The following is a 14,556-nucleotide window of genomic DNA, read 5'->3' on the forward strand; positions in this document are numbered from 1 at the left end:
AAAACAGACTGGACAAAACCCCGGACTCACCGGGCCGCAGGCCGGGAGCCTTCTACAAAACCCCGGACTCACCGGGCCGCAGGCCGGGAGCCTTCTACAAAACCCCGGACTCACCGGGCCGCAGGCCGGGAGCCTTCTAAAGAGGTGAAAACCTGATCGCCGGCAGGGCCTTATGAAGCCCACAGCAGTCAGCGGTACCAGGTGCACCTCTTGCGCTTAGCCGATTTTTGCGGCGCGCCACGGCGGGCGCTTGCAAAAACCGGAGCGCGGCGCCAACGGCGGCTCCCTGTTTCGTCCACTGGACGCGGTCGCCGCCGTTGCCTTTGCCTACTTTTCTTCCAGAAAAGTAGGGATAGCGTAGTCATCGTCCGCATATCCTGTCAGGAAGGGAGGGGGTCGCTGTGCGGCAGAGCTATCTGAAAAATGCCGCCCTGCTTACCGTGTCGGACGTAGGGCTGCGGCTGGCGGGCATGGGCCTGCGGATTTACCTGGCAAACGCCCTGGGAGGCGAGGGGATGGGCCTGTATCAGCTGGTGCTGGCGGTGTACTCCCTGTTTGTCACGCTGGCTACATCGGGGGTGTCGGTGGCCTCCACCCGCCTGATGGCCGAGGAACTGACCGGCTCCCCGGCCCGGGCCAAAGGAATGCTGCTGCGGCTGTGCGGTATGGCGGCGGCCCTGGGCGGGGCCGCCATGGGCGCCCAGTGGATTCTGGCGGAGCCGGCGGCCCGGTGGTGGCTGGGCGACGCCCGGGCGGCGGCCGCCCTGCGGGCAGGGGCCTTCGGGATGCCCTTTATGGCGGTGGCGGCGGTGCTGCGGGGCTTTTTCGTGGCGCGGCAGCAGGTGGGGGCCAACGTGGCCAGCCAGGCCGCCGAACAGCTGTTCCGGATGGGGGTGATGGTGGCGGCTCTGGAACTGACCCAGGGTCAGGACGTGGGAGCCCGCTGCGCCTGGGTGATGGCGGCCACCGCCGGCGGCGAAATGGTGTCGGCGGGCCTGATGGCCCTCTTTGCCCGGCGGGAAGGAACGGCGGCCTTTGGCCATGACCGTAGCCGGGCTCCGCTCCACGCCGGACGGCGGATCTGGGAGATTTTGTGGCCGGTGCAGGGGGGACGGTGCCTGTCCAGCGCCCTCCATACCGCCGAAAACATGCTGGCCCCCGCCTGCCTGACCGCCTATCTGGGCGGACAGCGGAGCGTGGCGGTGACCCAGTACGGCTGTCTGAAAGGTATGGCCCTGCCCCTGATGAACTTTCCCTTTGGCCTGCTGGGCAGTCTGGGGGTGCTGCTGATGCCCGAGATCACCCGGGCCCATATCCGGGCCGACCGGGTGCGTCTGGAAGCGCTGCTGCGGCGGATGCTGCGCCTCACCATGTATGTGTCGGCGTTGGTGGGGGCGGTGTTCTGGGTGTGGGGCCGCCCTCTGACCGAGGCCCTCTATGGCAGCGCCGAGCCCGGGGGCTATCTGGAAATCCTGGCCCCCGCCATGCCTCTGCTGTACCTGGAAAGCATGGTGGACGGGGCTATGAAGGGGATCGGAGAACAAAAAGCCGTGTTCCGCTACAGCGTGTGGGACTCCATTCTGCGGATTGCGGGGGTGATGGTGCTGCTGCCCCGGTGGGGGATGAAGGGCTTTCTGTTTGTCATCCTGCTGTCCAGCCTGTTCACCTGCGTGTCCAATACCCTCCACCTGGTGAAAGCAGCTTCCATCCGGCCCGACTGGCTGGGCTGGCTGGCGGGCCCGGCCTTTGCGGCGGGCCTGGCTGGTCTGGCGGGCTGGGGAGTGCGCCAGGGCCTGACGGCCTGGCTGGCCGGGGGCCGGGTGACCCAGCTGGCGGCGGTGTGCGCCGGCGCTGCGGTCATGACGGCGGTGTGTCTGGGGGCGGGCTGGCCTCTGGGTCTTTCGGAGGAGGTGCGGGCCATCTGGGAAAGCCGCCGCCAAAAACCAAAAGTTCTGGACACCGGCCTGTGAACGGAGTATAATATAGGATGTGTATCTGCGCGGGGACAGCGGCTGTCTGGCCCTGCGCGGGCCGAAATCAACGGCGGTGCGCCGCCGGGAGAAGATGAGGACGTGTCTTTGAAAAAGGAAACCAAACGCAAGGGCGGGATCATGCTGCGGCGGGGACTGCTGTTTTTGATCGACCTTGTGATCGTATGCTTCAGCTTTTATCTGGGCCTGCTGCTGCGGGCCGACGGCGCCCCCGAGGTGGACGTCTGGTGGCCCCATAACCTGGCCCTGCTCTATCGGAACCTGCCCTGGATCGCGGCGCTGTATATGCTGTCCTTCCTGGTGGGCGGCCTGTACACCATTCTGTGGAAGTACGCCGGCGAGCGGGACCTGATCCGCCTGGCCTTCATGGTGGCGGTGCCCACGGTGGCCGTGTACTTTGTCAACCGGCTGTTTGTCCACGGCGTGCTGTTCAACTCGGCCAACTGCATCGCGGCGGTGTTCATCCTGCTGTTTGTGGGCGGCATCCGGATGGCGTGGCGGCTGTTCCTGGACCACCCCCTGGGCGCTGCCCTGCGGGGTGTGCCGGTGAACGACCCCAACCGCCCCGTTCTGATCGTGGGCGCCGGAGAGGCCGGCGCCTGGGCCATCAACGTCTGCAAGTCCAACAAGACCTATGGACGCCCGGTGGTGGTGGCGGACGACGACCCCGAAAAGCTCAATCAGACCATCCACGGCGTGCCGGTCAAGGGCACCCTGGAGGATATCCCCGAGCTGTGCACCCGCTATAATATCTATGGCATCATCATCGCCATCCCCACCCTGCGGGGCAGCCGGCTCAACCATGTCATCGACCTGTGCACCTCCACCCACTGCAAGGTCCAGATGCTCAGCGATCCCCAGTCGGTGGGTGCGGGCAGCATGCCCCAGAACGCCTTCCGTGAGCTGAACACCGCCGACTTCCTCTCCCGGGACGAGGTCACCCTGGACACCGAGAAGATCAGCGGCTACCTGAAGGACAAGGTGGTGCTGGTGACGGGCGGCGGCGGCAGCATCGGCAGCGAGCTGTGCCGCCAGGTGATGCGGTTTGGCCCCGCCAAACTGCTGATCTTCGACATTTACGAGAACTGCGCCTACGAGCTCCAGATGGAGCTGCAGCGCAAATATGGCCGCAATGCCCCCATTGAGGTGCTGGTGGGCTCCATCCGGGACAAGCACCGGCTGGACGAAGTGTTCGAGACCTACCATCCCCAGGTGGTGTTCCATGCGGCGGCCCATAAGCATGTGCCTCTGATGGAGGTCAACCCCGCCGAGGCGGTGAAAAACAACGTCATGGGCACCAAAAACCTCCTGACCAGCGCCAGCGAGCACGGGGTGGAGCGGCTGGTGCAGCTGTCCACCGACAAGGCGGTCAACCCCACCAGCGTCATGGGCTGCACCAAGCGCCTGTGCGAAATGCTGATCCAGACCTTTGCCCAGCACACCGAGATGAAGTGCATGGCGGTGCGGTTCGGCAACGTGCTGGGCAGCCACGGCAGCGTCATCCCGCTGTTTGAGTCCCAGATCAAGCAGGGCGGCCCGGTGACCCTGACCGACGCCAACATTGAGCGCTACTTCATGACCATCCCCGAGGCGGCCCAGCTGGTGCTGCAGGCGGGGGCCCTGGCCGAGAGCGGCAGCATCTACGTGCTGGATATGGGCGAGCCGGTGAAGATCATCGACCTGGCCCGCCAGATGATCCGCTTTTACGGCTATGAGCCGGGGGTCAATATGGAGATCAAGATTGTGGGCCTGCGCCCCGGCGAAAAGCTCTATGAGGAGCTGATGATGGACGAGGAGCAGGACAAGATGCGCCGCACCGAGCACAACAAGATTTTCGTGGCCCCGGCCCGGAATATCCAGCTGGATGTGTTCTATCAGCAGCTGCAGGATCTGTTCCACGCCGCCGAGCACAACGACGAGGGCGTGGTGGAGCAGCTGCAGAAGATGATCCCCACCTTTACCCCGGTGCGGGACAGCCTGAAAAAGTAACCCCGGGCCGGCCGCGGCCCCATCCAAATACCATGAGAGGGAAGTCGATGTTATGATGGAAAAGAAACCGTTTGTCACCGAGGCACAGATCCAGAACATTCTGCCCGATGTGCCCACCCCCTTCCATATTTACGATGAGAAGGGCATCCGGGAAAATGCCCGCCGGATCAACCAGGCTTTCAGCTGGAACAAGGGCTTCAAGGAATACTTTGCGGTCAAGGCCCTGCCCAACCCCTCCATTCTGGAGATTCTGCGGGAGGAAGGCTGCGGCGTGGACTGCTCCTCCCTCACCGAGCTGATGCTCAGCGAGGCGGTGGGCTTTGAGGGCAGCGAGATCATGTTCTCCTCCAACCAGACCCCCAGCGAGGACATGAAGAAGGCCTATGACCTGGGCGCCTATATCAACCTGGACGACGCCACCATGGTGGGCTTCCTGGAGCGGGTGGCCGGCGTGCCCGAGACGGTGTTCTGCCGGTACAACCCGGGCGGAACCTTCAGCCTGGGCCAGAGCAAAGAGGGCTTCCAGGTGATGGACAAGCCCGGCGACGCCAAGTACGGCATGACCGAGGCCCAGATGGTGGAGAGCTTCAAGCAGCTGAAAGCCAAGGGCGCCAAGAACTTCGGCATTCATGCCTTCCTGGCCTCCAACACCCTGTCGGATGACTATTACCCCGAGCTGGCCGGCATCCTGTTCCAGCTGGCGGTGCGGGTGTCCCAGGCAGCGGGGGTCCATATCGGCTATATCAACCTGTCGGGCGGCGTGGGCATCCCCTACCGCCCCGACCAGCGCGAAAACGATATCATGGCCATCGGCGAGGGCGTCCGCAAGAAGTTCGAGGAAATCCTGGTGCCCGCCGGCATGGGGGATGTGTCCATCTTCACCGAGCTGGGCCGGTTCATGACCGGACCCTACGGCGCTCTGGTGACCACCGCCATCCACGAGAAGCATATTTATAAGGAGTACATCGGTCTGGACGCCTGTGCGGCCAACCTGATGCGCCCGGCCATGTACGGCGCCTACCATCACATCACGGTGCTGGGCAAGGAGGACGCCCCCTGTGACCACGTCTACGACGTGGTGGGCGGCCTGTGCGAGAACAACGACAAGTTCGCCATCGACCGCGCCCTGCCCAAGATCGACATCGGGGACCTGGTGTATATCCATGACACCGGCGCTCACGGCTCGGCCATGGGCTACAACTACAACGGCAAACTCCGCAGCGCCGAGGTGCTGCTGTGTGAGGATGGTTCCCACCGGCTGATCCGCCGGGCCGAGACCCCCCACGATTACTTTGCCACCCTGGACTTCACCCCCTTCTTCAAGCAGATGTTCCCGGGGGACTTCGAGGATAAGTAAGGCCGCCGGCCCACGGCCCGGCCTGAGATGAGGAAAAAGCGATGTTTTTTGGTTTTCAGCTCACCTGCGGCATGATGCTGCTGTACTACGGCTACACCGTCATGAAAAATCCCCGGGTCTGGGGCGATCAGGGCCGCCAAAGCGTCAAGCCCGAAAACTTTGCCGAGTATGCCCGCCAGAACGGCCTGTTCTTCATGAAAGCGGGGTTCATCATCTGCGTCATCGGGGCGATGGACGCTCTGGGCTGGCTGGATGGCCTGCTGTACGTGCTGCTGTACGTCTTTGGCCTGGCCTTTGCCTTCTACCCCCTGGGCCGCTGGTGCAAAGAGAAGGAGGGACACTTCTGGCCCTGGCGTCACACCCAGAGCGAGAAAAAGCGGATTCGCGCCCTGCGCCGCCAGCAGGAGGCCCAGCAGGCCGACCAGAACCCGGACAGCCCGGAGGATTCGGACAGCGCCCGGTAAACCCTGCACATCGTATCATAGAAAAACCCGGCCAGGGAGGTACCCGGCCGGGTCTTTTTGTTTGTATTGTGTTCAGCGCACCTGGGTGCGGTCCTGCATCCGGTACTGGAGGGCTTCCAGCAGGGCGTCCTGCTGGATGTCGTCGGTGCCGGCCAGATCGGCAATGGTGCGGGCCACCCGCAAAAGGCGGTCGTGGGCCCGGGCCGACAGGCCCAGACGGTCATAGGCTGCCTGCAGCACCTGCTGGGCGGCGGGGGACAGACGGCAGACCCGCCGCACCTGCCCGGCAGACAGCTGGGCGTTGCAGTGGGTGCCGCGGTAGCCCAGCTGGGCAAAACGCCGGGTCTGGATCTCCCGGGCGGCCAGCACCTGACGCCGCAGCTGGGCGCTGCTCTCGCCCTGGGCCGCGCCGTGGAGCTCGCTGAACGCGATGGGGTCCATCTCGACGCACAGGTCGATGCGGTCCAGCAGGGGACCTGAGATGCGGCTGCGGTATTGGCGGATGGCGGTGGGGGTGCAGGTACAGGGCCGGGTGGGATGGCCGTAGTAGCCGCACTTGCAGGGGTTCATGGCGGCCACCAGCTGGAACCGGCTGGGATAGGTGGCGCTGCCGGCGGCCCGGCTGATGGTGATTTGTCCGTCCTCCAGGGGCTGGCGCAGCACCTCCAGACTTTCCCGGGAAAATTCGGGCAATTCGTCCAAAAAGAGAACCCCCGCGTTTGCCAGACTGCACTCTCCCGGGCGGAACTGGCTGCCGCCTCCCGCCAGGGAGACGGGGCTGGCCGAGTGATGGGGACTGCGGAAGGGCCGTGCGGTCACAAGCCCGCCGCCCCGGGGCATCAGCCCCGCCACCGAATAGATTTTGGCGGTCTCCACCGATTCCTCCCGGGTCATGGGAGGCAAAATGCCGGGCAGACGCTTGGCCAGCATGGATTTGCCGGTGCCGGGCGGCCCGATCAACAGGACGTTGTGTCCGCCGGCGGCCGCCACCACCATGGCCCGCCGCGCCACCGACTGGCCCAGCACGTCGGCAAAGTCGGGGTAGGCCGACCACCCGGCGTCGGGGTCAAAGGGGACGGGCTGCGTCGGCTTCAGAGGGCTGCGCCCGTCCAGGGCATGGACCACTTCGTGGACGGTGCGGGCAGGGTAGACCTGCATCCCGCTGTCCCCGCAGGCTTCGGCGGCCTCGGCGGCGTTGTCGGCCGGCAGGTACAGGGCTTTCACACCCCGCTCGGCGGCGGCCAGCGCCATGGGCAGCACCCCGGTCACCGGGCGCAGTGCGCCGTCCAGGGCCACCTCCCCCAGAAAGGCGGTGTCTGCCTGGGGCGGGTCAATCTGCCCGGCGGCGGCCAGCACCGCCAGCAGCAGAGGCAGATCGTAGACGGGACCGGTCTTGCGGACGTCGGCGGGGGCCAGATTCACCGTCACCCGCCCGGAGGGCCACCGGTAGTGGAGGTTGTGGACCGCCGCCCGCACCCGGTCGGCGCTCTCACGCACCGCGGAGTCGGGCAGACCCACGATGGAAAAGGCGTCGACGCCGCCCGACACGTCGGCCTCCACGGCCACGCCGAAACCCTGCAGCCCGTTCAGGCCGAAACTCTGCAATACAGCGTACATGGATGGGTCCCTCCTCCCGCGTGAACCGGTCAGCCGACCGGTTTGGTCTTGTCCAGGGCGTCAAACTGACGGACAATCTGAGGATCTTTCAGCTTGATGACTTTGCCGGTGAGATAGTGCAGGGTGTTTTCCTCGGGAATGTCCAGAAAACTCACCCGCACCGCACACAGGGCCTGGGTTTTGGCCCCGGCCCGCTCGTTGGCCTTGCGGTTGCCGTACTTGATGTCGCCCAGCACCGGACGGCCCAGATAAGCCAGATGAGCCCGGATCTGATGGGTCCGCCCGGTAATCAGCCCGATTTTGCACAGGGCATAGGGCCCCGCCGTCCGCAGCACGTCCACATCGGTGATGATCTGCTTGCGGCGGCCCGCCTGGTCGGAATGGGCATGGATGCTGACCTTGTTGGTCTTTTCGTCGTGCTCCCACCAGGCGGTGAACCGGCCCCGGGGCGGGATGCCCACCGTGATGGTGTAGTATTCCTTTTTCAGCCGGTCGGTGCGGATGATTTCGTTCATATCCCGCAGAGAGGCGTAGTTTTTGGCCGCAATCACCAGGCCCTCGGTGCCCCGGTCCAGCCGGTTGCACAGAGCCGGCGCAAACCGGTTTTCCCCGCCGGGGGTGTATTCCCCCTTGTCGGTGAGATACTGGGTGAAGGCGTCCACCAGATTGGCGTCGCCGGTGCGGTCGCTGTGGCACAGCAGATGGGCGGGCTTGTACAGGACGGCGATGTTCTCGTCCTCATAGATGACCTGGACTTTGGGCTGACGGGGCCGGGCGGGTTTGGCCGGCTTGGATGCCCGGGCCGGAGCGGCCTCGGGCGGGAAAAACTCGTCGTTGATGTACAGCTCAATCAGGTCCCCGGCGGCCAGCCGGGCGTCGGGGGCGGCCTTTTTGCCGTTGACCTTGATCCGCTTGTTGCGGAAGCTCTTGTACAGCAGGCTGGTGGGCAGGCCCTGGGTCACGCTCTGCACAAAGCGGGACAGGCGTACCCCTTCGTCGTTGGGGGTTGCGGTAAATTGTTTCATAGCAGATTCCTCACTTTGTACCCATGATAAACGATTTCGGGGTGCAAGTCAATTCGTGGGGAAAATTTGCCCCCGGGGTCTTGTCTTTTGGCCCAAAGAAAAGTATCCTTTAAATAAAAAGACCAGACCGCGCCGGCAGCCGGCCGGAGAGAGGAGGGGGCGTCATGGCGCAGAAAAAGGAACCCAACAAGAGCATACACGCCGGGCACCGCCAGCGGATGCATCAGCGTGTGGAGAAGTATGGTCTGGAGAGCCTGGCGGAACATGAAATGCTGGAGTACCTGCTCTACTTCACCAACGCCCAGAAGGACACCAACGCCATTGCCCATGACCTGCTGGAGACCTTCGGGGACTTTGCCGGGGTGCTGGAGGCTGATGAAAAGGAGTTGTGCGCCGTGAAGGGAATCGGGCCGGCATCGGCCCGTCTGCTGCACCTGCTGCCCCAGGTGGCGGCCTGCTATCAGCACAGCCGGGTGAAGGACGGCCGCCGCCTGCGGACCACCGAACAGCTGGGCGCCTACGCCATGGCCCGCTACCAGGGCATCCAGAAGGAGCGGGTTTTGCTGATTTGTCTGAGCCGCCAGCATCGGATCACCTCCACCGCCTGGATCAAGCAGGGCGGGGAGGACCGGGTGGCCCTTCCCATCCAGGAGGCGGTCCGTCAGGCATTGCGTGCCCGGGCCGAGAGCGCCGTCCTCTGCCATAACCATCCCGGCGGCAGCGTTCTGCCCTCCCGCCAGGACCTGGAAGCCACCGCCAGCCTGGCCAAGGGAATGGCCGTGGTGGGCATCGAGCTGCTGGATCATATCATCGTCACCGATACCGAATACGCCTCCCTCCGTCAGCGGTGCGGCCTGGACCTTGTGACGGTGGGCCAGCCCCGCATGGCCATGCTGCGGGAGCCGGACGCCGCAGAAACGCCCGCCCCCGAGGAAGCCGCCGCTTCCGGCGAGCCCGACCCCGCCGGCGGGTGAAGGCCCCGGGTGCATACCGGCGGGACGCCGGGCCAGACTGAGAGAAAAAGGCGGGAAAAAGATTTGTGGGATGGACTGTACAGAATAAATCAAACGTGGTATAATCTTTGTGAGAGATACAACTATTGATTGTGAAGCCTGCGCCGGAATCCCGGCGGGGAGGAGGCCGTCTATGGCAGAAAATCAATTCAAACTGGTGTCGCCCTATCAGCCCACCGGCGACCAGCCCCAGGCCATCGAACAGCTGACGGCGGGGGTGGAGCGGGGCGACCGCTGCCAGACCCTGCTGGGCGTCACCGGCAGCGGCAAGACCTTTACCATGGCCAACGTCATCGCCCGGTGCAACCGGCCCACCCTGGTGCTGGCCCACAACAAGACCCTGGCCGCCCAGCTGTGCACCGAGTTCCGGGCGTTTTTCCCCGAGAACGCGGTGGAATACTTTGTCTCATACTACGACTACTACCAGCCCGAGGCCTATATCCCCAGCACCGACACCTATATTGAAAAGGACAGCGCCATCAACGACGAAATCGACCGCCTGCGCCATTCGGCCACGGCGGCTTTGTCCGAGCGGCGGGACGTCATCATTGTGGCGTCGGTGTCCTGCATTTACTCCCTGGGTGACCCCATCGACTACCGCAGCATGGTCATCAGCCTGCGCCCCGGTATGGAAATGAGCCGGGATGACCTGTGCCGCCGCCTGGTAAACCTGCAGTATGAGCGCAACGACGTGAATTTCGTCCGCAACAAGTTCCGGGTGCGGGGGGATACGGTGGACATCTACCTGGCCTATATGAGCGAAATGGCCATCAAGGTGGAGTTTTTCGGGGATGAGATCGACCGCATCACCGAGTTCAACCCCCTCACCGGAGCCAAACAGAACATCGTCAAGCATGTGGCCATCTTCCCGGCCAGCCACTACATTGTCAGCGCCGAGAAAAAGGCCGCCGCCATCGAGAAAATCCGGGCCGAGTGCGACGCCCAGGTCAAACAGTTCACCGCCGAGGGCAAGCTCATCGAGGCCCAGCGCATCGCCCAGCGCACCAACTACGACATCGAGATGCTCAACGAGGTGGGTGTGTGCAAGGGCATCGAGAACTATTCGGCGGTGCTGTCGGGCCGGGCTCCCGGCAGCATGCCCACCACCTTGCTGGATTATTTTCCGGAGGATTTCCTCCTGTTTGTGGACGAGAGCCACGTCACCCTGCCCCAGGTGCGGGCCATGTACGGCGGCGACTACGCCCGCAAAAAGACTCTGGTGGAGTACGGCTTCCGGCTGCCCTCTGCCTTTGACAACCGCCCCCTCAAGTTTGAGGAGGTGGAATCCAAGCTGAACCAGATCATCTTCGTGTCGGCCACCCCCGGCCCCTATGAAAAGGAGCATAGCACCCAGGTGGCCCAGCAGGTGATCCGGCCCACCGGCCTGCTGGACCCGCTGATTTCGGTCCGCCCGGTGGAGGGCCAGGTGGTGGACCTGTTGGGCGAGATCAAGGCCCGCACCGCCAAGGGCGAGCGGATTCTGGTCACCACCCTGACCAAAAAGATGGCCGAGGACCTGACCGATTACCTCACCGACCAGGGGGTCAAGGTCAAGTATATGCACCACGAGGTGGATACCTTTGAGCGGATGGAACTGATCAAGGACCTGCGCCTGGGCGCCATCGACGTGATTGTGGGCATCAACCTGCTGCGGGAGGGCCTGGACCTGCCTGAGGTGAGCCTGGTGGCCATCCTGGACGCCGACAAAGAGGGCTTCCTGCGCAGTGAAACCAGCCTGATTCAGACCATCGGCCGGGCGGCCCGCAACGCCGAGGGCCTGGTCATCATGTACGCCGACACCGTCACCGACAGCATGGAGCGTGCCATCACCGAGACCGAGCGCCGCCGGGCCATCCAGATGGCCTACAACGAAGCCCACGGCATCGTCCCCAAGACCATCGTCAAGGAGATTCGGGATACCATCGAGATCAGCGACAAGGCCGAAAACGCCAAGGCCAACACCCGCCGGATGGGGGCCAAAGAGCGGGAGGCTGCCATTGACCGCCTGACCCGGGAGATGAAGGAGGCCGCCAAGCTGCTGAACTTTGAGCATGCGGCCTTCCTGCGGGATCAGATCGACCGGCTGCGCCGGGGTGAAAACCCCACCACCGACTCGGACGCCGAGAACGAGCGCCGCCAGAACCACGCACAGACACAGAGAAAAGGAAGAAAATACTTTGGCAAACGATAAAATTGTCATCAAAGGGGCCCGGGAACATAACCTGAAAAACGTCAGCCTCACCCTGCCCCGGGAGAAATTCATTGTCATGACCGGCCTGTCGGGGTCAGGCAAATCCAGCCTGGCCTTCGATACCATCTACGCCGACGGCCAGCGCCGCTATGTGGAGAGCCTGTCCAGCTATGCCCGGATGTTCCTGGGCCGGATGGACAAGCCGGACGTGGACGAGATCACCGGCCTGTCGCCGGCCATCTCCATCGACCAGAAAACCACCAGCCACAACCCCCGGTCCACGGTGGGCACCGTCACCGAGATTTACGACTACCTCCGCCTGCTGTACGCCCGCATCGGCGTGCCCCACTGCCCGGTGTGCGGGCGGGTCATCAGCCAGCAGACGGTGGATGAAATGGTGGACGCCGTCCTCAAGCTGGAGGAGGGAACCAAGTTCCAGGTTCTGGCGCCGGTGGTCCGCCAGCGCAAGGGCACCCAGCAGAAAGAGCTGGACGCAGCCCGCCGCAGCGGCTACACCCGCGTGAAGGTGGACGGCAGCCTCTATGACCTGGATGAGGAGATCACCCTGGAGAAAAACATCAAGCACACGGTGGAAATCGTGGTGGACCGCCTGGTCATCCGCAAAGGCGTCCGCAGCCGTCTGGCCGACAGCCTGGAGACGGCGCTGGGTCTCACCGGCGGCGTGGCCGAGGTGGAAGTCATCGGCGGCGAGACCATGACCTTCAGCCAGAACTTCGCCTGCCCCGAACACGGCATCTCCATCAGCGAGCTGACCCCCCGGCTGTTCTCCTTCAACAATCCCCAGGGCGCCTGTGAAAAGTGCACTGGCCTGGGCATCTTTATGAAGGTGGACGAGGACCGCATCATCCCCAACCGCAGCCTGTCCATCCGCGAGGGAGCCATCAAGGCCAGCGGCTGGTATTACGCCGAGGGTTCGGTCAGCGAGATGTACTACATTGCCCTGGGCAAAAAGTACGGCTTCGACCTGGATACCCCCATCAAAGATTTCAGCCGCCCCGCCCTCAACGCCCTGCTCTACGGCACCAACGGGGAAAAACTGGAGCTCCACCGCACCAATGAGTTTGGCAGCGGCCAGTATTACGCCGAATTCGAGGGCATTGTGGAAAATCTGGAGCGCCGTTTCCGGGAGACCAACAGCGAGTGGATCAAGGAAGAGATCGCCGGGGTGATGTCGAGTGTGGAGTGCCCCGCCTGCCATGGCCAGCGGCTCAAGCCGGTGGTGCTGGCGGTGACGGTGGGGGATCTGAACATCAGCCAGTTCTGTGAGATGTCCATCCGGGACGAATTGGCCTTCATCCGGGCCAACGAGGGCAACCTCACCGAAAAACAGCGCCAGATCGGCGATCAGATTATGAAGGAGATCCGCACCCGCCTGGAATTCCTCCAGAGCGTGGGCCTGGACTATCTGACTCTGGCCCGCTCGGCAGGCACCCTGTCGGGCGGCGAGAGCCAGCGCATCCGCCTCACCACCCAGATCGGCAGCGCCCTGTCGGGGGTGCTGTACGTCCTGGATGAGCCCAGCATCGGCCTGCACCAGCGGGACAACGACAAACTGATCGACACCCTCAAGCACCTGCGGGACCTGGGCAACACCGTCATCGTGGTGGAACACGACGAGGACACCATCCGGGCGGCGGATTATATCGTGGACGTGGGCCCTGGCGCAGGCGTCCACGGCGGTGAAATCGTGGCCGCCGGCAAGGTGAAGGATATCTGCAAGGCCAAGCGCAGCGTCACCGGAGAGTACCTGTCCGGCCGCAAGCGGATCGCGGTTCCCGAGACCCGCCGCCCCGGCAACGGCCACTGTCTGCGGGTCACCGGCGCCCGGGAGAACAACCTCCACAACCTGACGGTGGACTTCCCCCTGGGGACCTTCACCTGCGTCACCGGCATTTCCGGCTCGGGCAAGTCCAGCCTGGTGAATGAGATTCTGTACAAGACCCTGGCCGGGGAATTGAACGGCGCCCGCAGCCGTCCCGGCAAAAACGACGGCATCATCGGCCTGGAATATGTGGATAAGGTCATCGGCATCGATCAGCAGCCCATCGGCCGCACCCCCCGTTCCAACCCCGCCACCTATACCGGGGTGTTCAACGACATCCGCAACGTCTTTGCCCAGACCCAGGACGCCAAGATGCGGGGCTATGGGCCGGGCCGGTTCAGCTTCAACGTCAAGGGCGGCCGCTGCGAGGCCTGCGAGGGCAACGGCATCCTTCAGATCGAGATGCACTTCCTGCCCGACGTCTACGTCCCCTGTGAGGTCTGCAAGGGCGCCCGCTATAACCGGGAGACCCTGGAGGTCAAATATAAGGAGAAAACCATCGCCGAAGTGCTGAACATGACGGTGGAGGAGGCCTGTGTCTTTTTCGCCAATCAGCCCAAGATCGCCCGCAAGCTCCAGACCCTGCTGGACGTGGGCCTGGGCTATGTGACCCTGGGCCAGAGCGCCACCACCCTGTCGGGCGGCGAGGCCCAGCGGGTCAAGCTGGCCAATGAGCTGGCCCGCCGTTCCACCGGCAAGACGGTGTATATCCTGGACGAGCCCACCACCGGCCTGCATATTGCGGACGTGCACCGCCTCATCGAGGTGCTGCAAAAGCTGGTGGACGCCGGCAACACGGTGATTGTCATCGAGCACAACCTGGATCTCATCAAATGTGCCGACTATATCATTGACCTGGGCCCCGAGGGAGGCAGCGCCGGCGGCGAAATTGTGGCCGTCGGCACTCCCGAACAGGTGGCCGAGGTGCCGGGCAGCTTTACCGGCCAGTATCTGAAACCGCTGCTGGAACGTGATCTTTTGGCCCGCGCCCAGGAGAAGGCCGAAAAAGAACAGAAAAAATAAAAAAATGGGTTGACAAGCGGCCCCAAAGTGAGTATAATAGCCC

9 protein-coding genes are annotated in these 14,556 nt (G+C 63.9%); 7 read left to right on the top strand and 2 right to left on the bottom strand.

The window, feature by feature from the left end:
* Window positions 1-401: 401 nt before the first annotated feature.
* From B5G28_RS00650 to B5G28_RS00665, 4 genes are all read left to right on the top strand, one after another.
* A complete protein-coding gene (locus B5G28_RS00650) occupies window positions 402-1,970 on the top strand; it encodes a polysaccharide biosynthesis C-terminal domain-containing protein (protein WP_087245393.1) in 1,569 nt (522 codons plus the stop codon).
* A 108-nt stretch (window positions 1,971-2,078) separates the two neighbouring features.
* On the top strand, window positions 2,079-3,980 hold the full coding sequence (locus tag B5G28_RS00655; protein WP_242967420.1) for a nucleoside-diphosphate sugar epimerase/dehydratase: 1,902 nt from the start codon (window positions 2,079-2,081) through the stop codon (window positions 3,978-3,980).
* 55 nt (window positions 3,981-4,035) lie between these two features.
* Entirely contained in the window at window positions 4,036-5,337 is a 1,302-nt protein-coding gene (locus tag B5G28_RS00660) for a diaminopimelate decarboxylase (protein ID WP_087245570.1), read from the top strand.
* 41 nt (window positions 5,338-5,378) lie between these two features.
* Complete coding sequence (locus tag B5G28_RS00665; RefSeq protein WP_087245395.1) at window positions 5,379-5,801, top strand: hypothetical protein; 423 nt, start codon at window positions 5,379-5,381, stop codon at window positions 5,799-5,801.
* A 72-nt stretch (window positions 5,802-5,873) separates the two neighbouring features.
* Here the strand turns inward: B5G28_RS00665 and B5G28_RS00670 are convergent, their stop codons facing one another.
* Entirely contained in the window at window positions 5,874-7,418 is a 1,545-nt protein-coding gene (locus B5G28_RS00670; protein WP_087245397.1) for a YifB family Mg chelatase-like AAA ATPase, read from the bottom strand.
* Between the two features lie 29 nt (window positions 7,419-7,447).
* A complete protein-coding gene (locus tag B5G28_RS00675) occupies window positions 7,448-8,443 on the bottom strand; it encodes an RluA family pseudouridine synthase (RefSeq protein ID WP_087245399.1) in 996 nt (331 codons plus the stop codon).
* Between the two features lie 164 nt (window positions 8,444-8,607).
* Between B5G28_RS00675 and B5G28_RS00680 the strand changes: the two genes are divergently transcribed.
* The 3 genes from B5G28_RS00680 to uvrA all read left to right on the top strand — a co-directional run bounded on the left by B5G28_RS00680 (window position 8,608) and on the right by uvrA (window position 14,513).
* The gene (locus B5G28_RS00680) at window positions 8,608-9,417 is read left to right on the top strand and encodes a JAB domain-containing protein (RefSeq protein WP_087245401.1); all 810 of its coding nucleotides are present in this window, start codon (window positions 8,608-8,610) and stop codon (window positions 9,415-9,417) included.
* A gap of 172 nt (window positions 9,418-9,589) precedes the next feature.
* Window positions 9,590-11,647 (top strand): excinuclease ABC subunit UvrB, encoded by a 2,058-nt coding sequence (gene uvrB, locus B5G28_RS00685; protein ID WP_087245403.1) that lies wholly within the window; start codon window positions 9,590-9,592, stop codon window positions 11,645-11,647.
* Window positions 11,634-14,513 (top strand): excinuclease ABC subunit UvrA, encoded by a 2,880-nt coding sequence (uvrA, locus tag B5G28_RS00690; RefSeq protein WP_087245405.1) that lies wholly within the window; start codon window positions 11,634-11,636, stop codon window positions 14,511-14,513. The genes uvrB and uvrA overlap by 14 nt, the downstream gene beginning before the upstream one ends.
* Window positions 14,514-14,556: the final 43 nt, after the last annotated feature.

Origin of the sequence: Faecalibacterium sp. An77 (assembly GCF_002161315.1) — a bacterium.
GTDB lineage: Bacteria > Bacillota > Clostridia > Oscillospirales > Ruminococcaceae > Faecalibacterium.